This window comes from Glutamicibacter uratoxydans (assembly GCF_006539925.1).
Lineage (GTDB): Bacteria > Actinomycetota > Actinomycetes > Actinomycetales > Micrococcaceae > Glutamicibacter > Glutamicibacter uratoxydans.
On record NZ_BJNY01000011.1, the window covers coordinates 12735 to 33853 of the forward strand.

21 protein-coding genes are annotated in these 21119 nt (G+C 59.8%); 19 read left to right on the forward strand and 2 right to left on the reverse strand.

Going from position 1 to position 21119, the window contains the following annotated elements; translation table 11 throughout:
- The first annotated feature begins 14 nt into the window (after positions 1-14).
- From AUR04nite_RS10320 to AUR04nite_RS10375, 12 genes are all read left to right on the forward strand, one after another.
- Positions 15-317 carry a YciI family protein gene (locus tag AUR04nite_RS10320; RefSeq protein WP_141364670.1) on the forward strand — a complete coding sequence of 101 codons (303 nt, stop codon included), beginning with the start codon at positions 15-17 and terminating at the stop codon, positions 315-317.
- Positions 318-403: 86 nt separating this feature from the next.
- On the forward strand, positions 404-826 hold the full coding sequence (gene arfB / locus AUR04nite_RS10325) for an alternative ribosome rescue aminoacyl-tRNA hydrolase ArfB (protein ID WP_141364672.1): 423 nt from the start codon (positions 404-406) through the stop codon (positions 824-826).
- A 129-nt stretch (positions 827-955) separates the two neighbouring features.
- On the forward strand, positions 956-1510 hold the full coding sequence (locus AUR04nite_RS10330) for an NAD(P)H-dependent oxidoreductase (RefSeq protein ID WP_141364674.1): 555 nt from the start codon (positions 956-958) through the stop codon (positions 1508-1510).
- Positions 1511-1665: 155 nt separating this feature from the next.
- Entirely contained in the window at positions 1666-2832 is a 1167-nt protein-coding gene (gene ispG / locus AUR04nite_RS10335) for a flavodoxin-dependent (E)-4-hydroxy-3-methylbut-2-enyl-diphosphate synthase (protein WP_141364676.1), read from the forward strand.
- Positions 2786-3682 (forward strand): GNAT family N-acetyltransferase, encoded by an 897-nt coding sequence (locus AUR04nite_RS10340; protein ID WP_246055482.1) that lies wholly within the window; start codon positions 2786-2788, stop codon positions 3680-3682. Before ispG ends, AUR04nite_RS10340 begins: the two co-directional genes overlap by 47 nt.
- Before the next feature lie 83 nt (positions 3683-3765).
- Positions 3766-4467, forward strand: a complete 702-nt coding sequence (locus tag AUR04nite_RS10345; RefSeq protein ID WP_141364678.1) for a hypothetical protein — start codon at positions 3766-3768, stop codon at positions 4465-4467.
- Between the two features lie 3 nt (positions 4468-4470).
- Positions 4471-5214 carry a hypothetical protein gene (locus AUR04nite_RS10350; RefSeq protein ID WP_170184169.1) on the forward strand — a complete coding sequence of 248 codons (744 nt, stop codon included), beginning with the start codon at positions 4471-4473 and terminating at the stop codon, positions 5212-5214.
- An 84-nt stretch (positions 5215-5298) separates the two neighbouring features.
- Entirely contained in the window at positions 5299-6072 is a 774-nt protein-coding gene (locus tag AUR04nite_RS10355) for a hypothetical protein (RefSeq protein WP_141364682.1), read from the forward strand.
- Positions 6073-6245: 173 nt separating this feature from the next.
- Positions 6246-8186, forward strand: a complete 1941-nt coding sequence (locus AUR04nite_RS10360) for an APC family permease (protein ID WP_407646687.1) — start codon at positions 6246-6248, stop codon at positions 8184-8186.
- A gap of 143 nt (positions 8187-8329) precedes the next feature.
- On the forward strand, positions 8330-10117 hold the full coding sequence (locus AUR04nite_RS10365; RefSeq protein WP_141364684.1) for a proline--tRNA ligase: 1788 nt from the start codon (positions 8330-8332) through the stop codon (positions 10115-10117).
- 53 nt (positions 10118-10170) lie between these two features.
- A complete protein-coding gene (locus AUR04nite_RS10370; protein WP_407646688.1) occupies positions 10171-10971 on the forward strand; it encodes a TSUP family transporter in 801 nt (266 codons plus the stop codon).
- A gap of 156 nt (positions 10972-11127) precedes the next feature.
- Positions 11128-12273, forward strand: coding sequence for a YihY/virulence factor BrkB family protein (locus AUR04nite_RS10375; RefSeq protein ID WP_141364688.1), 1146 nt, complete (start codon positions 11128-11130; stop codon positions 12271-12273).
- A 62-nt stretch (positions 12274-12335) separates the two neighbouring features.
- Here the strand turns inward: AUR04nite_RS10375 and AUR04nite_RS10380 are convergent, their stop codons facing one another.
- Positions 12336-12785, reverse strand: a complete 450-nt coding sequence (locus tag AUR04nite_RS10380) for a hypothetical protein (protein WP_141364690.1) — start codon at positions 12783-12785, stop codon at positions 12336-12338.
- A gap of 179 nt (positions 12786-12964) precedes the next feature.
- Between AUR04nite_RS10380 and AUR04nite_RS10385 the strand changes: the two genes are divergently transcribed.
- Positions 12965-13162, forward strand: coding sequence for a hypothetical protein (locus AUR04nite_RS10385; RefSeq protein WP_141364692.1), 198 nt, complete (start codon positions 12965-12967; stop codon positions 13160-13162).
- A 136-nt stretch (positions 13163-13298) separates the two neighbouring features.
- Here AUR04nite_RS10385 and AUR04nite_RS10390 read toward each other — a convergent pair whose 3' ends face one another.
- On the reverse strand, positions 13299-14474 hold the full coding sequence (locus tag AUR04nite_RS10390; RefSeq protein WP_141364694.1) for a hypothetical protein: 1176 nt from the start codon (positions 14472-14474) through the stop codon (positions 13299-13301).
- Between the two features lie 81 nt (positions 14475-14555).
- Here AUR04nite_RS10390 and AUR04nite_RS10395 point away from each other — a divergent pair, with 81 nt between their 5' ends.
- From AUR04nite_RS10395 to AUR04nite_RS10420, 6 genes are all read left to right on the forward strand, one after another.
- Positions 14556-15122, forward strand: coding sequence for a ribosome maturation factor RimP (locus AUR04nite_RS10395; RefSeq protein ID WP_141364697.1), 567 nt, complete (start codon positions 14556-14558; stop codon positions 15120-15122).
- Positions 15123-15124: 2 nt separating this feature from the next.
- Complete coding sequence (nusA, locus tag AUR04nite_RS10400) at positions 15125-16108, forward strand: transcription termination factor NusA (protein ID WP_141364699.1); 984 nt, start codon at positions 15125-15127, stop codon at positions 16106-16108.
- A 139-nt stretch (positions 16109-16247) separates the two neighbouring features.
- Positions 16248-16568 carry a YlxR family protein gene (locus AUR04nite_RS10405; RefSeq protein WP_141364700.1) on the forward strand — a complete coding sequence of 107 codons (321 nt, stop codon included), beginning with the start codon at positions 16248-16250 and terminating at the stop codon, positions 16566-16568.
- Positions 16569-16735: 167 nt separating this feature from the next.
- Complete coding sequence (infB, locus tag AUR04nite_RS10410; protein ID WP_141364702.1) at positions 16736-19648, forward strand: translation initiation factor IF-2; 2913 nt, start codon at positions 16736-16738, stop codon at positions 19646-19648.
- Positions 19649-19746: 98 nt separating this feature from the next.
- Entirely contained in the window at positions 19747-20187 is a 441-nt protein-coding gene (gene rbfA, locus AUR04nite_RS10415) for a 30S ribosome-binding factor RbfA (RefSeq protein WP_141364704.1), read from the forward strand.
- A gap of 166 nt (positions 20188-20353) precedes the next feature.
- Complete coding sequence (locus tag AUR04nite_RS10420) at positions 20354-21043, forward strand: hypothetical protein (protein ID WP_141364706.1); 690 nt, start codon at positions 20354-20356, stop codon at positions 21041-21043.
- Positions 21044-21119 lie beyond the last annotated feature (76 nt).

The following is a 21119-nucleotide window of genomic DNA, read 5'->3' on the forward strand; positions in this document are numbered from 1 at the left end:
AATAAGCTGAAGATATGACTGTTTTTGCTGTTGAATATGTTTACGCCGAGAACTCCACCGAACTGCGCAATGAGCACCGGCCGAAGCACCGCGAATACCTGGGCGGCTTCTTGGCCGAAGATGCAAGCGTTCGACTGCTGGCATCGGGTCCAACCCCTGCCAATGACGGCGCCCTGCTGATCATGGCGGCGCAGAGCGAAGAAGAACTCGTGAAGGTGCTGGACAACGACCCATTCAAGCTGTCCGGAGCTGTCGCGAAGTCAATCCTCACCGAGTGGAACCCGGTGACCGGGCTGCTCAACGAGTACGCATCCTAAAAAGCAAAAGATCAAACGGTGGCTGATTCATGAGAGGATCAGCCACTGTTTTTATTAGAAACCCGTTTTCATCAGAAACCAATGCCATGGACCTCAAGATATCCCGCACGCTGAGCATCCCGTCCTCGGAACTGAAATGGAACTTCTCCCGTTCTTCCGGACCCGGCGGGCAACACGTGAACACCACCGATTCACGGGTTGAATTGTCCTGGTCGGTGTTCGACTCTAGGGCGCTCAGTGCGTGGCAAAGGCAGCGGCTGATCGACAAGCTGGGCGGGAAGCTGAACCGCGGCGTCCTGACCATTGCTTCCTCCCAAGAGCGCTCGCAGTGGCGCAACAGAATTGATGCCCAAGAACGGCTGATTGAAATAGTCCAGGCGGCTTTCGCACCGGATTCGCCGGTGCGAAAGCAGACCAAGCCCACCAGGGGATCGGTGAAGCGGCGCCTGACTTCCAAGGCCAACCGTTCGTCCACCAAGGCCCTGCGGCGGCGCCCGCCGATGGACTAGAAGCGCCTACTGCACCAAGAAAAGTGATGCAGGTCATGGGAACGAACGGAATTATCTTCCGGTCACTCTAGTTGAAAGTAGATGAAGCGTCAGCTTGTTTATTTTTCTGCACTAAAGGAGAAGCCCCCTATGGCTACTAAGGTCCTCACCCTCGTCGGTTCCCTGCGCAACGGCTCGACCAACCAGCAGCTGGCCGAAGCCAGCGCCAGCAATGCCCCGGAAGGCGTCGAGGTCCAGCTGTACTCGGGACTGGAGAACATTCCTTTCTACAACGAGGACAACGACGTTGAAGGCGCCGTGCCAGCAGCCGCACAGGCATTGCGCGATGCGGCAACGGAAGCCGATGCCCTGATGCTGATCACCCCGGAGTACAACGGCACCATGCCAGCTGTGCTGAAGAACGCCATCGACTGGCTGTCGCGCCCATTCGGCTCCGGCGCCGTCAAGGACCTGCCATCGGTAGTCGTGGGCACCGCATTCGGCCAGTACGGCGGCGTGTGGGCTCAGGACGAAGCCCGCAAGGCGCTGAACATCGCCGGCGCCAACGTGCTTGAAGACGTCAAGCTGGCCATCCCGAACTCGGTGGTCCGCTTTGCCGAGCTGCACCCGAAGGACGACGCAGAGGTCGTCGAGCAGGTAGCCGCAGTGCTCAGCGGCATCAAGGCAGTTGCAGAAGCAAACTAGTGTGTGACGTCGTGGATTAAGTAAATGATCCGCGGCATCGTAGAGTGAAGGCCACGGTGTGACGCCGTGGCCTTTCTCGCATCAGTACCCCGTTGCCTGCAGACGGTGACATACTTGGTAAAGAGTATTACCCACAATCAATTCGGAGGCGTCCATTGACTTCGGTCAGCCTAGGCATGCCGGCAGCCCCACCGCCGGTTCTCGCACCACGTCGTAAGACCCGCCAGATTCAAGTCGGCTCTGTTGGCGTGGGTTCTGACTCGCCGATTTCGGTCCAGTCCATGACCACGACCAAAACCCATGACATCAACGCGACGCTGCAGCAGATCGCCGCGCTGACGGCCACCGGCTGCGATATTGTGCGCGTTGCCTGCCCAACGGATAAAGACGCCGAAGCGCTGAAGATCATTGCGATGAAGTCGCAGATCCCTGTCATTGCGGATATCCACTTCCAGCCCAAGTACGTCTATGCCGCCATCGAGGCTGGCTGCGGCGCGGTGCGCGTGAACCCCGGCAACATCCGCCAGTTCGACGACCAGGTCAAGGAAATCGCCCAGGCGGCCAAGGACCACGGCACCTCGATCCGCATCGGCGTCAACGCCGGTTCGCTGGACCGCCGCCTGTTGCAGAAGTACGGCAAGGCCACCCCGGAGGCGCTGGTTGAGTCGGCAATCTGGGAAGCGTCGCTTTTCGAAGAGCATGGCTTCCACGACTTCAAGATCTCGGTCAAGCACAACGACCCGGTGATTATGGTCCGCGCCTATGAGCTGCTGGCTGAAAGCGGCGACTGGCCGCTGCACCTGGGCGTCACCGAAGCAGGACCTGCCTTCCAGGGCACCATCAAGTCAGCTACTGCTTTCGGCGCCCTGCTGTCCAAGGGCATCGGTGACACGATCCGCGTCTCGCTCTCGGCTCCGCCGGTTGAAGAGGTCAAGGTGGGCAACCAGATCCTCGAAGCGCTGAACCTGCGCCCGCGCAAGCTTGAGATTGTCTCCTGCCCTTCCTGCGGCCGTGCCCAGGTCGACGTATACACCCTGGCCGATCAGGTCACCGAAGGCTTGGAAGGCATGTCAGTTCCACTGCGCGTGGCTGTGATGGGCTGCGTTGTCAACGGACCGGGCGAGGCCCGCGATGCAGACCTGGGTGTTGCCTCCGGCAACGGCAAGGGCCAGATCTTCGTCAAGGGAGAAGTCATCAAGACCGTTCCCGAAGACCAGATCGTTGAAACCCTGATTGAAGAAGCCAACCGCTTGGCGGCAGAAATGGATCTGGGCAATGACGAGAATCCTTCCTCGGGTTCTCCAATGGTCACCGTCGGCTAAGCACATCCGACGCGTCGACGAGGGACAGCCGCGCATTCTGGGCCGCAGGGACACTGCGGCCCTGGTTGCGTTGCTCGACAGAGACCCCGTCGCGAATATCTTCACCCGCTCCCAGGTCGACCTGCACCGTTCTGCAGTGCCTGACGGTTTCGCCCACGTATTGGGCGTCGACGGTGAAGAAGGCCTGCTCTCTGCATGCTGGGTGGGCGCCAACATGTCGCCCACCAACATGAGCGAAGAGCAGGCCCAAGAATATGCGCTGATGGCCCTGGCCACCCGGCAGCGCTTCGCCTCGGTCTTCGGGCCCGCGCGATCCGTGCTTGCAATGCACGAGGTGCTGGCCACCGGGCCCCAGTCGATCTTCGACGTGCGTGAAAACCAGCCGCTCATGGAAATGCGCAGCAACCCGCAGGGGATTGTCCGCAGGCAACTGCGCCCCGCCAAGCCCAGTGAATTCGATAAGGTGCTGCCAGCCAGCGCCGCAATGTTTGAAGAAGAACTGGGCTACTCGCCCCTGGACAATGGCGGAAGCTTCTACCGCGGCCGCGTGCGCCAGCTCATCCGGCAGGGGCATACCCTGATCGACATGGACGAGCTGGGAAATATCGTCTTCAAGGTCGATCTTGGGACCGTCACGGATCAAGTGGCGCAGATCCAGGGAGTCTGGATCAATCCTATATATCGTGGGCACGGCCTAGCCGCCGGCTACATGGCCGCCACCGTCGACTACGCCCTGCAGCACGCGCCAATCGTCAGCTTGTACGTGAACGACTACAACCACGCAGCTGTCAGAACCTATGAAAAGGTGGGGTTCAAACAGGTCGGAACCTTCGCAACGATCCTGTTCTAGAGTCCCGCCGGGAGCGCGGCGGCGCTGGTGTCTAACGGGCTTCCAGCTTCCGAATCCATTAGACTCGTGGGGAATCGCCGTAAATGATGGGAAGTGCAGTGCGCGAAGGCCGAAGACGACTAGTTGCTGGCGCCGCCATTGCTGCCCTGACTCTTTCTGCTACAGCGTGCAGCACCCCCAGCACCCAAATTGCAGGTCCGTCGGTAGCGCAGCCGGTGGCGCAGTCGGCTGACGGCTTGAACCGGGCGCTGACAGAGTTTTCGCAGAACAGCTCTGAAGCGAAAATCTTGACCGATGCGCAGCTGCGCAAGACGATCCCCAAGGCCCAGCAGTGGCTGGAAAATGTTGAGATCATGCCCAGCAAGTGCGGCGTCACCTTCGCCTCACCGATCGCCGAACAGTTGAAAAACTCTGTCATGGGGGCGGTCGAGCTCAAAGACCAGTTCATCACCGTTGCGATCTACCCTGACGCGGCCACCCTGAAAACTGCTTGGGATGCACACGCCGCGGCGAACGCCGAATGCTCACGCTACTCGGTCAAATCCGAAGGGCAGTCACGAGCCTTCCACCTTGCAAAGCAGCAGGTGAAAAGCAACGCCCCGCTCAACGAAGGATATGTCGTTACCGGCAGCGATGGGTCGCGCACTTCCCAGCAGCTGAGCATCCGTTCAGCTTCCGCCAATATCCTCATTGGCATCCAGCAAACCACCACAAAAGATCAGACGGCGCAGCAGCTGAATGCTGCGACCGAAACCATCAACGCTGTCTTGGACAAGATCAAGTAGTCCTTGGCCGAAGGAATGACAATGTCGAAAAAACGCGGATTGCTGGCAATCCCCATGGCACTGGCCCTGCTCATGACCGGCTGCTCATCGGCCGATCAAGGTGAGGCACCCGCTCCGGGCGGAGCCTCAGCGCAAACCGAGCCGAAGCAGGGCAACCTGAGCGCTGAGCAGGTTGAAACCGTGGTGAAGGATCTTCTGGGTGAGGATCCGTCTGTGATGATCGTCGGTAACGATACGATGCAGCAGCAGCTGCAAATGGCCAAAGACGTGAAGTCTGCAGGCGGGATCAAACCCGAAAAATGCGCGCAGCAAATGGAAAAATACTCGGTGACCGACCTGACTGGATCAATTTCGGCCACCGGCACGGTAACCGACGAGAAACTGGGCAAGGTAATACAGGTTTTCTCCATCACCGATGACGACACGCTCCAGAAGATTTCGCAGGCGCTGACCCTGGACAATATCGACGGCTGCAAAGACATCACCGTCGAGCAGGGCGGCGAAACGCTCAATGCGAGTCGTCAGATCCTTCCCTTGGATGTCAAAGCCGACCAGGCACTGACGATGTCCACGCAGCTGGATGCGGGAGCCGACCAGAAGCTCAGTTCCACCGTCGTCCAGGCGCTCAAAGGCCGCAACTTTGTGATCGTCACCTTCCAGACCGGCATGGCAGAGCCTGCCGAATTGAGCGCGCAAGCGGTAGAACTGGCGAACAAGGCCTTTGCCCAGATCGACGCGGCCAAGTAACTATCGCTGAATGTGTTTTATTTCTACCCGGTTTTGAAATAGAGTGAGTGGCACATCGCTCCCTAGTTCTGAGGACATCCTGAAATGAAGAAACGCGCATTGGTGCTGCTCCCGCTGGCCGCCGCATTGGCACTGTCGGGCTGCGGCGGTTCAGACACCGCAGCAGACAAGTCGGATTCTGCCACCCAGCCGGCAGAACAAAGCGCGCCAGCGCAGAATACCGAAGCTGCAAGCCCGGAAGCCTCGGCCGTACTGACCTCTGAGCAGGCAACCGCCATCGTCAAGAAGCTTGCCGGGGACAGCGAAGACGCGATCATCATGGATGGCGACACCCTGGCAGCCTCCATCCCACAGGCCCAGAAGCTCATCGAGCAGATGGAAATCAAGCCGAAGAAGTGCGCAGAATTCGTTTCCCAGCAAAACATCGGGGATCTGAGCGGCATTAACATGGCTGCTGCAACGGTACCGGGCAGCAACCCGATGCAGGCAACCAGCTACAGCGTCGCCGGCTATGAAGATGCGTCGAAGCTCGACAAGGCCAAGGAGCTGGCTAGCTCCAAGGACCTGCAGGGTTGCGACAAGTTCACCATGAGCATTGCCGGACAGGAAGTGGAAGCAGGGGCGAAAATCCTCGATGCCACCTCCGACGCTGATGTCACTTACGTATCAACCAGCACCGTCAAAATGGGCGGGCAGGAAGTTCCCGGCGGGAGCTACCAGATCCAGGGCATCGTAGGATCCAACGTCATCGCCATTGGAATCTCCGGTGACGAGTCGGAATCGGAAGACAAGGTCGTCAAGCAGCTGACCGAAGAGATGAACAAGGCAGTGGCAGAGGTCAAGGCCGCCGCCAAGTAGCGCTGCTCCAAGGCTTACAGGGTGCTGAATTCTTAGAAAATCCTAAGGATTCAGTACCTCTTGTTTTCCGGGCTGACTTCGAAAAACGACAGCCTGAAAAAGTTGAAGGAAAATGGTGCTGAAGTCCTGCGACAGGCGTACAGTACTCATTCGTGAAGATGAATGTCGAGGGAATGACACCCTCTTCGTCTTCGGCCGCGGATACGCCGCGCCGCCGTCTATACCGGTGGCTCAACGACCAATCCGTCGGCAGAGAAGATGACAGCGACGGCAAGAACCGCGCTGGAAAATGGTGGCAGGTCATGTGCCTGTCAGGCCTGGATTATTTCTCAACGCTCGGCTATCAGCCAGCCATCGCCGCGTTGGCGGCTGGAGCCCTGGCGCCCTTTGCAACGCTGATCTTGGTTGCCGTCACCCTCGGCGCCGCATTGCCGGTGTACCGCGGGGTCGCGGGGGAGTCGCCTCACGGCCAAGGCTCGATCGCCATGCTCGAACGGCTGCTGCCACATTGGAAGGGCAAGCTGCTGGTGCTGGTGCTGCTCGGATTTGCGGCGACGGACTTCATGATCACCGCGACCTTGTCCGCGGCAGATGCCACAGCCCACCTGATCGAGAACCCCTTCACACCCCAATGGTTCACCGGCAAGCAGGTCCCCATCACCATCATCTTGCTGCTGCTGCTCGGCGCCCTGTTCATGCGCGGCTTCAACGAAGTCATCTGGATCGCTGTGACGTTGGTCGGGACCTTCCTGAGCCTGAACCTCATAGTGATCGCGGTGTCGCTGGCAGACATTGCACAGCATCCGGTGAGCATCAGCAGTTGGATGGAATCGCTGTTCACCGCCCACGGCGACCCGCTGATGATGCTGCTGGTCTGCCTGATCGTCTTCCCCAAGCTTGCCTTGGGACTCTCAGGCTTTGAAACTGGCGTGGCCGTCATGCCGCAGATCTCAGCCAAACCCGGCGACACCGAAGAAAACCCGGCCGGCCGCATCCGAGGCGCGCGCAAATTGCTGACCACCGCAGCTTTGATCATGAGCAGCTTTCTGGTGCTCTCCTCGGTGGTCACCACGGTGCTGATTCCCGCCCCCGAATTCCAGGAAGGCGGCAGCGCGAACGGCCGCGCCCTGTCCTGGCTGGCGCACCGGCTGCTGGGCGACGGCTTTGGCACGCTCTATGACGTCTCGACAATCCTCATCCTGTGGTTTGCCGGCGCTTCAGCCTTGGCCGGACTGCTCAACCTGATCCCGCGCTACCTGCCGCGCTTTGGCATGGCGCCGGAATGGGCGAAGGCCGTGCGACCGCTGGTGGTCGTGGTCATTGCCGTGGCCCTAGCCATCACCTGGCGCTTCGATGCCGACGTCGATGCCCAGGGTGCCGCCTATGCCACCGGCGTGCTGGTGCTGATGACGTCTGCTGCGGTTGCCGTGACGATCTCTGCCCGCCGCAAGCGCGAGCGCGGCAAGACAGTCATGTACACCATTGTTTCCCTGGTCTTCCTCTACACCACGGTGGTCAACTGCCTGGAGCGGCCTGAAGGCCTGAAGATCGCCGCGTTCTTCATCACCGCGGTGCTGCTGGTCTCGCTGATATCCAGGTTCCGCCGCTCCACCGAACTGCGCGCCACCTCGGTCAGCTTCGACGCTGCCGCCGAAGAATTGATCGCCGCCTCTGGTCGCCGGGGCATCTTGCAGTTGATCGCCCACGAACCTGCAAATTCGACCAAGGCACGGTACCGGCGCAAGCTGCACCATGCGGTGCTTGCAAGCCACATCTCCGACAAGGCGCCGGTGGTGTTCTTGGAGGTCAAGGTGTCCGACTATTCCGACTTCGCCCAGGACATCCAGGTGCGCGGTCTGGTCCGCCACGGATTCTGGATTCTTGAAGCCACCGCTCCTTCGGTGCCAACGGCCATCGCGGCGGTCAGCCTGGCAATCAGGGACGGATACGAGGTCATGCCGCACATCTACTTCCGCTGGACCGAAGGAAACCCGCTGAGCAATCTGGCGAAGTTCCTGTTCCTGGGACAGGGGGAAATCGCGCCGCTGACCCGCGAGGTGCTGCGCGAGGCAGAGCCCGATCTGCAAAAGCGCCCCTGGGTGCACGTCGGCTGACGAAACCCGGGTATTCCGGGCGTGAACCCAAGTACCGGTAGAATTGAAAAAGGCCGTTCACTCGGCCGCGATTTGTTAGATTCTGCCTATCACGTCCATCGCCGTCATCCACGGCCGCGGACATACGGAAAAGGACACCACGCGTGGTTTTGAAGCTTTCCACAACGTTCCTGCGCACCCTGCGCGAAGACCCAGTCGACGCCGAGGTCGCCAGCCACAAGCTGCTGGTTCGCGCCGGCTACATCCGCCGCGCAGCCCCGGGCATCTACACTTGGCTGCCGCTGGGCCTGCGTGTTCTTTCCCGTGTTGAAGCCATCGTCCGCGAAGAGATGAACGCCATCGGCGCCCAGGAAGTCCACTTCCCGGCACTGCTGCCTCGCGAGCCATATGAGCAGACCGGACGCTGGACCGAGTACGGCGAAGGCTTGTTCCGCCTGAAGGACCGCAAGGAAGCAGACTATCTGCTGGCTCCTACCCACGAGGAAATGTTCACCCTCCTGGTCAAGGACCTGTACAACTCCTACAAGGACCTGCCGGTCTACCTGTACCAAATCCAGAACAAGTACCGCGATGAAGCACGCCCCCGCGCCGGCCTGCTGCGCGGCCGCGAGTTCATTATGAAGGACTCCTACTCCTTCAACATCGACGACGAGGGACTGGACGAGGCCTACATGGCCCACCGCGGCGCCTACCTGAAGATCTTCGAGCGCCTGGGTCTTGAAGTCGTTCCGGTCTTCGCACAGGCCGGCGCCATGGGCGGTTCCAAGTCGGAGGAATTCCTGCACCCGACGGCCATCGGCGAAGACACCTTCGTGCGCTCGCCGGGCGGCTACGCCGCCAACGTCGAGGCAGTGACCACCGTGGTTCCCGAGGACATCGACTTCTCGCAGCTGCCTGCCTTCGAGGTGCTTGACACTCCTGATGCGCCGACCATCGACACCCTGGTGGCGGTCTCCAACGAGTTGCGCCCGCGCACCGACCGCGCCTGGGAAGCCAAGGACACGCTGAAGAACGTGGTTCTGGCGATCATCGATCCGGAGGGCAACCGCCACCTGGTGGTGCTCGGCGTGCCGGGCGACCGCCAGGTCGACGAGAAGCGCCTGGAAGCAACCATCGGCGCGGCGCTGGGCATCAACGGCGAAGTCGGCGTAGAGCAGGCTACCGCCGAGGACCTGAAATCACATCCCGAGATCGTCACCGGCTACCTGGGCCCAGCACTGGGCTTGGACAAGCAGCTGCTTGGCAAGGACACCGAGGGCGGCATCACCTACCTGGTGGATCCGCGAGTAGTCTCCGGCAGCTCCTGGGTGACCGGCGCGAACGAGCACGGCAAGCACGTCTTCGGACTGGTGGCAGGCCGCGACTTCACCTTCGACGGCACCATCGAAGCTGTGAACGTGCTGGAAGGCGATCCGGCTCCGGACGGCTCCGGTCCGCTGCGCACCGAACGCGGCATCGAGATGGGCCATATCTTCCAGCTGGGGCGCAAGTACGCCGAAGCGCTGGAGCTGAAGGTTCTGGACCAGAACGGCAAGCTGCAGGTTGTCACCATGGGCTCCTACGGAATCGGCGTCACCCGTGCGGTGGCTGCGCTGGCCGAGGCATACCATGACGAGAACGGCCTGGCCTGGCCTAAGCAGGTCGCACCTGCCGACATCCACATTGTGGTGACCGGCAAGGGCGCAGAATTGCTGGAAGCTGCGGAGAAGCTCGCCAACGAGTTCGAGGCCGCAGGCAAGGAGGTCATCTTCGACGACCGCCCGAAGGTTTCGGCAGGCGTGAAGTTCTCCGATGCCGAGCTGATCGGCGTCCCAACCATCGTGGTGGTTGGCCGAGGACTGGCCGACGGCCTGGTCGAGGTCAAGGACCGCGCCACCGGCGAACGCCGCGACGTCGCAGTGGCCGAGGTTGTTGCAGAACTTTCTGCCTAAGCTAGTTCCAGCAGCTGGACACAACTGAATAGGAGAGCAGCGCGGTGCACGAGATTTTAGATTTCCTGTCCGTCAACGGCCAACCGGTCTCCCTGTGGGCACTGCTCCTGCTGTTATTGGCAGGATTCGGTGCCGGGTGGATCGACGCGGTCGTCGGCGGCGGGGGACTGATCCAATTGCCCGCGCTGCTCCTCTTTCCCGGCATCACCCCGGTGCAGGCGCTGGCCACCAACAAGCTCGGCTCGATTTTTGGGACGACAACCAGCGCGATCACGTACTACAGGCGGACCAGCCCCGACCTGAAAACCGCGCTGCCCATGGCGGTGACCGCCATGCTCGGCGCCTTTGGCGGAGCCGGCCTGGCAACGATTCTTCCCGCAGCCGCGATCAAGCCGATCATCATCGCAGCTCTTATTGCGGTTCTTCTCTTTACCATCCTCAAGCCCAAGGCCGGCGAGCTGTCGCGGCTGCGCTTCACCGGCACACAGCATTACGTCCGGGCAATCGGGATCGGACTGGTTATTGGCATCTATGACGGCATGATCGGGCCTGGAACCGGTTCGTTCTTGATCATCGCGCTGGTCACGGTGCTTGGCTATAACTTTCTGCAGTCCTCGGCCAAGGCAAAGATCGTTAATCTCTGCACCAATCTCGGAGCGCTGGCGCTGTTCATTCCAACGGGGCATGTGTTGTTCGGCTTGGGCTTGGCCATGGGCCTGATGAACATGCTCGGCGGCTACCTTGGCGCAAGAATGGCGATTTCCAAGGGCAGCAAGTTTATCCGCATTGTCTTCGTCGTGGTGGTGGCGGGTCTCATTTTGAAGCTCGGTTCTGACCTCGTAACTGGCAGCTAGCGAACTTTCGAAATTGTTCATGAGGCGCTGACTCCAGAACTTCTGTGCCTGAAAGATGAACCCCAGTATGGGCAGGCTTGTTGCCAATGGGGGCTATGGCTGTTTGAATGACAGAAATATTTCACGTCAGAGACGGGTAGCCTGCAGGTGAGGAAGATGTCAAAGAAACAGCACCTTGAACCAGACTTAGCCGAAACCGCCGACCATACCCTTGTGCCGGACCTTGCGGGGATAGAAGAGCGATTTGAGGCAGAAAGAACAAGGGAGCTGAAGAGGCGGCGACGGCTGCCGTGGAAATTGTGGAAGTACGCGCTGGGGCGCACCACCCGCGAATTCTCAAGGAACAAATGCACGGACCTTGCTGCTTCACTGACGTACTACACGATGCTTTCGATATTCCCGGCCCTGCTGGCTGTCGTCTCGCTGCTCGGCGTTGTCGGGCAAGCTGAAGAAACGACCCAAACATTGCTGGCGCTTATTCGGGAGTTTGCCAGCGACGAAGTTGTCTCGACTCTCAGGCAGCCGATTGAGCAGCTGACCAATGCGCCGTCGGCTGGTTTCGCGCTTGTTGCTGGTTTGCTCGGTGCGATCTGGAGTGCCTCTGGTTATGTGGGAGCCTTCGGCCGGGCATTGAACCAGATTTACTCTGTGGACGAAGGACGGTCGTTTCTCAAGCTGAAGCCGTTGATGCTTCTGGTGACTCTCTTTTTGCTGGTGTCCGTGGCGATTATGGCAGTCCTCTTCATTCTTTCCGGCACATTTGCCCAGAAATTGGGAAGCTTCATTGGGCTGGGTGATACAGCCGTGGCGGTCTGGAACATAGCCAAGTGGCCGGTGGTGATCATCTTTGCAGTCATGCTGGTGGCAGTTCTCTACTACGGCGCACCGAACGTGAAAGCTCCCCGATTCAGGGTCTTGAGTGCGGGAGCATTTGTGGCGCTGCTTGTCTTGGGCCTGGCCACTACAGGATTTTTCTACTATGTGTCCCACTTCGGCAGCTACAACAAAACCTATGGCACCATTGGCGGCGTCATCGTTTTGCTGCTGTGGATTTGGATTGCCAATCAATCGCTGCTCTTTGGAGCGGTTCTTGACGTAGAGCTTGAACGGGCGCGGGAACTGAACAGCGGGGAACATGCGGAACGGTCGCTGCTTCTTGAGCCGCGGGAGGTTTCTGGCATTCAGAAACTCGAAAGCAAGCTGGAACGCGATGTCCAGAAGGCCGAGGGACTGCGTGTAGAAAGCGAAATTGCTGTGGAAGACCGGATTGAAAAGAAGTTCTGGTCGGACTCGCAATCTTGAACCTCAACAAAATAGAAGGCCGAGAACCTGAGTTCTCGGCCTTGCTATTGGGATGAATGTGTTTATGCAGGTCGTGCCTCTGCAGCAGTCGGCAAACCTGGATATTTGACACCGCTGACACCGCGCATTGGGGGAAGTGCATGTGCCAGAGCACTATGCATCAATGGGGTGACCCTAAAAGTGATACTAGGAGCAGCTGAAGCATCGAGGTACAAGTCCTTGATGGTCTTGTCTTCAGCGTACGGTTCGACTAATTCCAGATCAGAACATCCGATTATCACGTAGGTGAAGCACAGATCTCCATTTTCTGGATCCAAGGTTGCTATGAGAACCGGTGGCTGGTGAACAACGACGAGTGCCATGATGTCGGTCAGCTTTTCATCATGCTGTGCGATGACGATCAGCATCCCTTCGGTCCAACCGTGTTCTTTGAGATTCTCACGAGCATGGCGTGAGCCCACTGTTTCGGCAACGAGCTCTGCAATTTTAGATCGTACGAAACGACCGGGCATAGTTCTCTACCTCCAACTGAGGTGATCCATTCGTGCAATCACCTCCTCCAACAGACGGTTCCGAAGCGGATTATTCCTTTCCGGAAAATTGACGACATTTCAAGAATTTTAAAACGTCATCTATCAATTACAGTAACCTTAATTAATTGGAAGTGCGACATCGGATCATTGTGCGGACCATGTCATGGGCGCCAATCCGAGCGTTATCTGAACGTGTACAGCTCTTTAAATTACCTTGTCAGATTAAAAATCTTCAGCTTCATTGGGTGCTGGCAGGTTTGGTGGAGCGTCTTGCTTGGGGAGTTCTGCCCATCGAAATTCTTGATCATAACTTAGGAATCGAGCATCTTGTCATCGGGCTGGAGTTGAATGTTTGACCCCAAAATCTTGCGTACCGAATGCTGAATTTACAATTCAACGTTATCTGAACGTGATAGAAGATTCGTCTAAAAATAGAACACGGAAACATTCGAAGGGTGTGGTGAGCTCAAGCGATCGGCAATCGGGGAAAGCTTAGGAAGTTGCGTCAATCTTGAGGATGGCTTGAGGTTTATTTGAGGAATCCATTGACTTTAACACGTCAAACGCCACTGAAGAGATCACGCTCTGGGCCTGCCCATCGGCATTTCCGGAGGCGGTCACCAGCGCTGCTGAAAAGTCACTTCGCGCTTTACTGGATAGATCGTCAAGATTGTCTATCGAGTCTTCTAGCATCTGGTAAGCAGGTTGGCGCAGATCAGCACAGTCCTTGCCCAAGGCGCTGCGGAGTCTGTCCAACTGTGAATTCAAAGTCTTGCGTTTCTGCTCGATAGACGCAGCGGAGGACTTTGGCCCCCGGGCGGCTTCAAGCTGCAGAACGTAGTCAAGGGCATAGCCTCGGTCCAGCGCTCGGGAGAGGGCGATGGATTCTCCGCTGGCAGCGTTCATGTCTTCGGGTGTGCGAGTTAGCTGTTCCGGGTTGCCCAGGCAGGAGACTGCATCGCTGCCATCGTCCGAAGCCATCCGTGAATCGGCCGAGCCGTGCAGGGGCTGGGGGAGGGAAGCTGATTGCTTCTTGTCTTTATGAGCCAAAAGCCTGCGGGCGTCGAAATTCATCTGGAACGCGATTTGGGCAAATTCCTTGCCCTGGTCGAGATTGCCTGTGGCCTGCACCGGCAGGTCATGGCTCAGCTCAGCGACGTCAACGGCCAGTTCGGCGACCGCGGCCGGCGTTGCCTCGCTCGGCATCTGGACTGCAGGTTCATTGTCATAGCTCAATTGGCCCAGCAGGCTGGCGCCCTGGGAAAGGGTCTGTTCCAATGCTGTCAACGCCTTGGCTTCGCGCTGGTCTCCACTCAGCTGTGCCAGAGCTTGGGCACGGGCATGCAACCGAGAAAGTTCGGCGCCCAGGACCCACTGTGCCTTCTGGTCTGCGGAAGAATGGGCCACTTCTTCAGGTTGGCCCGCCTCGACGAGCGCGCCCTTGAAAACTGTCATGCCCACGCCCCATGTCGTACCCGCCGCAAGTGCGGCCGCTAGAACGGGAGCTACCCACTGTGGGGCTCGGCGGGAATCGGAACGGCGGGAGTTGCGCGGATGCGGTGATGAAGCACTCATAACGATGTCGATCATCCCATGGAGTGCTGGAAAGGTTTGGTTATTGAGATGTTCCAGAGCGCTGTGGCGGTATTGCTGCGTGAGTTCTTTCACCTGAACCCGCTAACGAGTTCTCAAGCGGCGTTGGGCGATATACCCTTAAAGGACAACATCGAATAGCGTGGGAGGATATCCATGACCGGTATGCCGGCCGATACCGAACAGGAAGCGCAGCGTCTGAGTACTGTGCTGAACAAGGAAGTAGAATCCCACGGGTTAATTCTGGAGGAAGTCTCCCTCCGTCCCAACGGCAAGCAGATGATCATCCAAGTCATCGTCGACAAAGCCGATGGCCATGATTCGGTCAACCTTGACGAGCTCGGCGAGGTAACCACCACTATTTCTACTGCACTGGACCGCGATGCGGTCTACGCATCCGCATCCCCATATGAACTGGAAGTCAGCTCGCCGGGACTGTCCCGTCCGCTGACCGCACAGCGCCACTGGGTGCGAGCCCTCAACCGCATGGTCAAGGTGAGCTTGACCGACGGCACCAAGCTGCGCGGACGCCTCACCGAGGTCAATGACGAGGACGTCGTCATCGTAGAGCACCGCGAGCCAGCCAAAAAGGGAATGAAGGCCAAGGTCTTGGAACCTGCAAGCTTCTCCTTTGAAAACATCCGCAAGGCGGTTGTCGATCCTGAACTGAACTTCGACGACTCGCTCTTTGACACCATCGATACTGAAGATTTGGAGGGCTAGGCGTGGATATCGATCTCGGCGCACTACGCATCCTGGAAAAAGACCGCGACATCCCCATGGATGTCCTGATTCCAACCATTGAATCCGCGCTGCTCTTGGCCTATAACAAGACCGAAGGCGCAATGCCCGGGGCCCGCGCCCACATTGAGCGCAGCAACGGCCACGTCTCGATCCTGGTGGAGGACCGCGACGCGGCCGGCGTCCTGCTCGGCGAATTCGACGACACCCCGCACGGCTTCGGCCGTATTGCAGCTTCCACTGCCCGCCAGGTCATCATGCAGCGCCTGCGCGAAGCAGAAGATGCACAGGTAGTCGGCGAGTACGCTGCACGTGTCGGCACCCTGATCTCCGGCGTGATCCAGCAGGGCTACTCCTCGCACATGGTCCAGGTAAACATCGGCGCCATCGAGGCGCTGCTGCCTCCAGTGGAACAGGTGCCCGGCGAAACCTATAAGCACGGCGACCGCCTGCGCGCCTACGTGGTTTCGGCCGAGCGCGGCAACAAGGGCCCGGCTGTGACCCTGTCCCGCTCGCATCCGAACCTGGTGCGCCTGCTGTTCGAAATGGAAGTTCCAGAGATCGCCGACGGCACCGTCGAGGTCGAGGCGCTGGCCCGTGAAGCCGGCCACCGCACCAAGATCGCCGTGCGCGCCACCAAGCCTGGCGTCAATGCCAAGGGCGCTTGCATCGGCGAGATGGGCACCCGCGTGCGCGCAGTCATGAACGAGCTGAACGACGAGAAGATCGACATCGTCGACTACAACGAAGATCCAGCGAAGTTCATCGCCGCGGCGCTGTCCCCGTCGAAGGTCGTCTCTGTTGAGATCCTCGACTACGACGAACGCCGTGCCCGCGTTGTGGTTCCGGATTCGCAGCTGTCGCTGGCCATCGGCAAGGAGGGCCAGAACGCCCGCCTCGCCGCCAAGCTGACCGGCTGGCGCATCGACATCCTGGCAGCTTCGGGCGGCAAGGAACCGCGGCTCTAAGCAGCGGTTGGACAAAGTTTGAGCCGGCAGCGGTTGCGGACAGTGTGCGCGTGATACCAATCTCACGCGCACACCGGTCTATAAACGCGCTAGACTGGTAGTTGGTTCTTTTCAACGGGAAGGTGGCGACGGCGCTCGCATGAAGCTGCATCAGCAACGCACGTGCATTGGCTGTCGGACCTCTACCGATAGAAACGAGCTCATTCGTTGGGTCCTCATCGACAACGCACCGCCGCGCGCGGTGCTTCTTGATGTGCGCGCCAGTGCCTCAGGGCGCGGCGCGTGGACCCATGAAAATGAAAAGTGCGTGCGGCAGGCTGTACAGCGCAAGGCATTCGCCAGGGCCTTCAAGGCCCAGGTCGATGACGCCTCGGTGCTGGAACAATTTACCGCACGCGAAGATCGGCCGGGAGCGTCCCGGCCATCTGGCAGTCATGATGAAAGCGGGTCAGAAATCTGATGGCAACCCGATGAGTCCGCAATGTTGAGCGCACACCGATGAACAATCAGTTCTGCGTGATCCACCGTGCGGCGGAAGAATTTCACGAAATACATAGCTGATCTGCCAGAGCTCCGTAGTCTTTTTGACCGCAGGGTTTATGCAGATCACATCAAAACAGGAGAGATGTGGCTAAACCCCGCGTTCACGAGCTCGCCAAAGAGCTCGGAATCACTTCGAAAGAAGCACTAACCAAACTGCAGGACATGGGCGAATTTGTTCGCTCGGCGTCCTCCACCGTTGAGCCTCCGGTAGCGCGCAAGCTGCGCGACGCCTTCCCGGGTTCCAACGCCGGCGCAGCCAAGCCTGCCGCCGCTCCAAAGCCAGCCGGCGCGACCCCAGGCGCCCGCCCGGGTGCCCCGAAGCCAGGCGCCAAGCCAGCAGCAGCTACCCCGGGCCCACGCCCGGCGGCCAAGCCTGCCGCAGCTGCACCGGCTGCTCCAAAGCCAGCCGCAGCGGCTCCTGCCGCGCCAAAGGCAACCCCTGGCGCACCGGTTCCAGGTGCACCAAAGCCAGCAGCGGCACGCCCAGGTGCGCCAAAGCCAGGCGGCCCGCGTCCGGGCAACAACCCATTCAGCTCCCAGCAGGGCATGCGCTCGGCTGACGCTGGAGAGCGCCGCGGCGGAAACCGCGACGGTTCCCGCGCGCCTCGTCCGGGAGCACCTCGTCCAGGCGGCCCACGCCCGGGCAACAACCCGTTCTCCTCCCAGCAGGGCATGCGCTCCGAGGGCGGCCAGGGCGGTCCTCGCCCGCCACGTGACGGTGCGCGCGGTCCTCGTCCAGGCGGTCAGAGCCAGGGCGGTCCACGCCCTCCACGCGACGGTCAGCGCGGTCCGCGTCCAGCCGGTCAGGGCGGTCCACGTCCAGCCGGCCAGGGCGGTCCACGTCCTGCAGGTGCAGGCGGCCCGCGCCCAGCTGGCGCAGCAGGCCCGCGTCCGGGCGGCACCACTGCCACCCCGCGCATGATGCCTAACCGCACCGAGCGTCCAGCCCCAGCAGGCGGCGGACGTCCGGGCGGCGGCGCTGGCGGCCGCGGTCGTCCAGGCGGCGGCACCGGTGGCGGCACCGGCGGCGGATTCCGTCCAGGTGCACCACGCGGACGCGGCGGCGTCGGCGGCGCTTTCGGCAAGGGAGGCGCCGGCCGCGGCAAGCAGCGCAAGTCCAAGCGCGCAAAGCGCCAGGAATTGGAGCAGATGAGCGCTCCGTCATTGGGCGGCGTGAATGTTCCACGCGGCACCGGTGACACCGAAATCCGTCTGCGCCGCGGCGCGTCGATCACCGACTTCGCCGACAAGATTGGCGCAAACCCGGCAGCACTGGTCACCGTGCTGTTCCACCTCGGTGAAATGGCCACCGCAACCCAGTCCCTGGACGAGGCAACCTTCGAGGTCCTCGGCGAAGAGCTGGGCTACAAGGTAGCAGTCGTCTCCCCAGAGGATGAAGACCGCGAGCTGCTCGAAGGCTTCGGCCTGGACCTGGAAGCCGAACTTGAGGCTGAAGGCGAAGACGAGCTGGAAGAGCGCGCACCGGTCATCACCATCATGGGCCACGTCGACCACGGTAAGACCCGACTGCTGGATGCCATCCGCCAGTCGAACGTCATCGAGGGCGAGCACGGCGGCATCACCCAGCACATCGGCGCCTACCAGATCGTGCACCAGCACGAGGGCCGCGACCGCGCGATGACCTTCATCGATACCCCGGGCCACGAGGCGTTCACCGCCATGCGTGCCCGCGGTGCCGAGGTCACCGACGTTGCCGTGCTGGTTGTCGCAGCGGACGACGGCGTCATGCCGCAGACCGTTGAAGCGCTGAACCATGCACAGGCCGCAGGCGTGCCGATCATCGTTGCAGTGAACAAGGTCGACAAGCCGGAGGCAAACCCTGACAAGGTCATGGGCCAGCTGACCGAATACGGCCTGGTGCCTGAAGAATACGGTGGCGACACCATGTTCGTGAAGGTTTCTGCACTGCAGAAGCTGGGCATCGAGGAACTGTTGGACGCTGTCCTGCTGACCTCCGACGTCATGGAACTGCAGGCAAACCCGGACAAGTCCGCCCGCGGTGTGGCCATCGAAGCCAACCTGGACAAGGGCCGCGGCTCGGTTGTCACCGTGCTGGTCCAGTCCGGCACCCTGGCAGTGGGCGACACCATGGTGGTGGGCACCGCCCACGGCCGCGTGCGTGCAATGTTCAACGAGAACGGCGAGAACCTCGACGTGGCTCTGCCATCGCGCCCGGTTCAGGTCTTGGGTCTGTCCTCCGTGCCTCGTGCAGGCGACAGCTTCCTGGTCACCGAAGACGAGCGCACCGCACGCCAGATCGCTGAGAAGCGCGAAACCGCTGAGCGCAACGCCCAGCTGGCCAAGCGCCGCAAGCGCATCACCCTGGAAGACTTCGACAAGGCAGTGGCAGAGGGCAAGATCGATACCCTCAACCTGATCCTCAAGGGCGACGCCTCCGGTGCTGTGGAAGCACTGGAAGACTCGCTGATGAAGATCGACGTGGGCGAGGACGTGCAGCTGCGCGTCATCCACCGCGGCGTGGGTGCCATCACCCAGAACGACGTCAACCTGGCTACCGTGGACAACGCCATCATCATTGGCTTCAACGTCCGCCCAGCCGAGCGCGTTGCCGAACTGGCCGACAAGGAAGGCGTCGACATGCGCTTCTACTCGGTCATCTACGCAGCCATCGACGACATCGAGGCAGCTCTCAAGGGCATGCTCAAGCCGGAGTTCGAAGAGGTGGAGCTCGGCACCGCCGAGATCCGCCAGGTGTTCCGCTCTTCCAAGTGGGGCAACATCGCCGGTTCGATCATCCGCTCGGGCACCATCAAGCGCAATTCCAAGGCACGCCTGGTGCGCGATGGCAACGTGGTCGCCGACAACCTGTCGATCGACTCGCTGCGCCGCGAGAAGGACGATGTCACCGAGGTCCGCGAAGGCTTCGAGTGCGGCATCGGCCTGGGGTCGTTCAACGACATCAAGGAAGGCGACATCATCGAGACCTTCGAGATGCGCGAGAAGCCACGCGCCTAGTAGCCAACAGCTATTAGCAGCGTGACTCACCGATTCGTGGGCGTTTGACCTAGTATGTGGTCAGACGCCCACGAATTTTGAACCATAAGGAGAAAATCATGGCTGATTCAGCCCGTGCCGCACGCCTTGCCAAGCGCGTGCAGGTCCTCATGGCCCAGTCGCTGCGCACCGTCATCAAGGACGAGCGCATCGACAACGTGACGGTGACCGATGCCCGCGTGACCAACGATCTGCAGCACGCCACCGTGTACTACACGGTCTTCGGCGATGACGACGCCAAGAAGGATGTTGCAGAACTGCTGGCCAAGCGCGGGGGTGCCCTGCGCAAGGAGCTGGGCCGCAACCTGACCATCCGCCTGACCCCAACCTTGGAGTTCGTGGCAGATGAGATTCCCGAGGGCGCTTCGCACCTGGAGGAGCTGCTGGCCAAGGCCCGCGAAAAGGATGCAGAAGTTGCAGCGCTGCGCGAGGGCAAGACCTTCGCCGGCGACGAGGATCCTTACAAGAAGGACGCAGAAGACGAAGAAGCTGAAGCCTAGGCTTCAGCCCGGTCGATTCATACGATGAGGAACGCCCCGGAGAGTATGCCTGTGCATATTTTCCGGGGCGTTTGCATCCCGCAAATCTTTTTCATTCAATTGTGCGATGCTGTTATAAGAGTAATTTAGTTAACGACTGGATTTACTGTGAGTTAGTATCTCCGTTATGGAACAAACACAGATTTGGCCGGCGGTTTTGGCAGCTGTCCTCGGGTCCACAGTACTGAACACATTGCTAAATTCGATAATCGGACGATTTTCCATCGACCGAGATCAACAGCATTTCCAGTCTCTCAAGAACGAGTTGGACATCCTTGAATCGCTGACGCGAGACACTGACGCCGCTGAGAGTGCGGAACTCGACGCAGGACGTACGGTTCTGCGAGAGGTAGTCAAGGCTCGACATTATCAAAAGAACGTTGAGGCGCTAATTCCGAAACGAAGTGTGAATTCCTTTTCACTTAAATCGGTGTTGGTAGTTTTCATTCTTGCCGGCTTCGTTCTGATTGCCGCGGGTGATTCCATAAATGATCCCGGAACTGCTGGGCTGGGCTGGTTCCTTCTCCCTTTCGGATTGCTTGCCATGGCTGTCGTCCTTTGCGATGAACATGCACGATCCCATTTTCGGGCGATGCTGATGGAAGCCATCCAAGGGAAACATTACGAAGAGAAGATTGCGCTGAAAGATCCTAGCGAACCGTGGCACTCCAAGAAATTTTGTAGGCTTGGATGGATGCCTGAGCTTGATATTCGGCAAACATTCGACTTGCTCATGGAAAAGATCATTGAAAAGAATTTGACCGAGACTGCGCGACGCGAAGCTCACTGTAAAGGCAACGAGCCAACAGAACAGTGATGTTGAAACGACTAGAAAAATGATCTGTCCTGTTTTTCAACGACTGCCTCCGGCTACACCTGCAAACACAGTGGAG

Bases quoted from the DNA above. Each gene is read 5' to 3' on its own strand.
- AUR04nite_RS10320 (WP_141364670.1), top strand. From the start codon at position 15: ATGACTGTTTTTGCTGTTGAATATGTTTACGCCGAGAACTCCACCGAA.
- arfB (WP_141364672.1), top strand. From the start codon at position 404: ATGGACCTCAAGATATCCCGCACGCTGAGCATCCCGTCCTCGGAACTG.
- AUR04nite_RS10330 (WP_141364674.1), top strand. From the start codon at position 956: ATGGCTACTAAGGTCCTCACCCTCGTCGGTTCCCTGCGCAACGGCTCG.
- AUR04nite_RS10340 (WP_246055482.1), top strand. From the start codon at position 2,786: ATGACGAGAATCCTTCCTCGGGTTCTCCAATGGTCACCGTCGGCTAAG.
- AUR04nite_RS10345 (WP_141364678.1), top strand. From the start codon at position 3,766: ATGATGGGAAGTGCAGTGCGCGAAGGCCGAAGACGACTAGTTGCTGGC.
- AUR04nite_RS10355 (WP_141364682.1), top strand. From the start codon at position 5,299: ATGAAGAAACGCGCATTGGTGCTGCTCCCGCTGGCCGCCGCATTGGCA.
- AUR04nite_RS10360 (WP_407646687.1), top strand. From the start codon at position 6,246: ATGACACCCTCTTCGTCTTCGGCCGCGGATACGCCGCGCCGCCGTCTA.
- AUR04nite_RS10375 (WP_141364688.1), top strand. From the start codon at position 11,128: ATGTCAAAGAAACAGCACCTTGAACCAGACTTAGCCGAAACCGCCGAC.
- AUR04nite_RS10380 (WP_141364690.1), bottom strand. From the start codon at position 12,785: ATGCCCGGTCGTTTCGTACGATCTAAAATTGCAGAGCTCGTTGCCGAA.
- AUR04nite_RS10385 (WP_141364692.1), top strand. From the start codon at position 12,965: ATGTCATGGGCGCCAATCCGAGCGTTATCTGAACGTGTACAGCTCTTT.
- AUR04nite_RS10395 (WP_141364697.1), top strand. From the start codon at position 14,556: ATGACCGGTATGCCGGCCGATACCGAACAGGAAGCGCAGCGTCTGAGT.
- AUR04nite_RS10405 (WP_141364700.1), top strand. From the start codon at position 16,248: ATGAAGCTGCATCAGCAACGCACGTGCATTGGCTGTCGGACCTCTACC.
- rbfA (WP_141364704.1), top strand. From the start codon at position 19,747: ATGGCTGATTCAGCCCGTGCCGCACGCCTTGCCAAGCGCGTGCAGGTC.
- AUR04nite_RS10420 (WP_141364706.1), top strand. From the start codon at position 20,354: ATGGAACAAACACAGATTTGGCCGGCGGTTTTGGCAGCTGTCCTCGGG.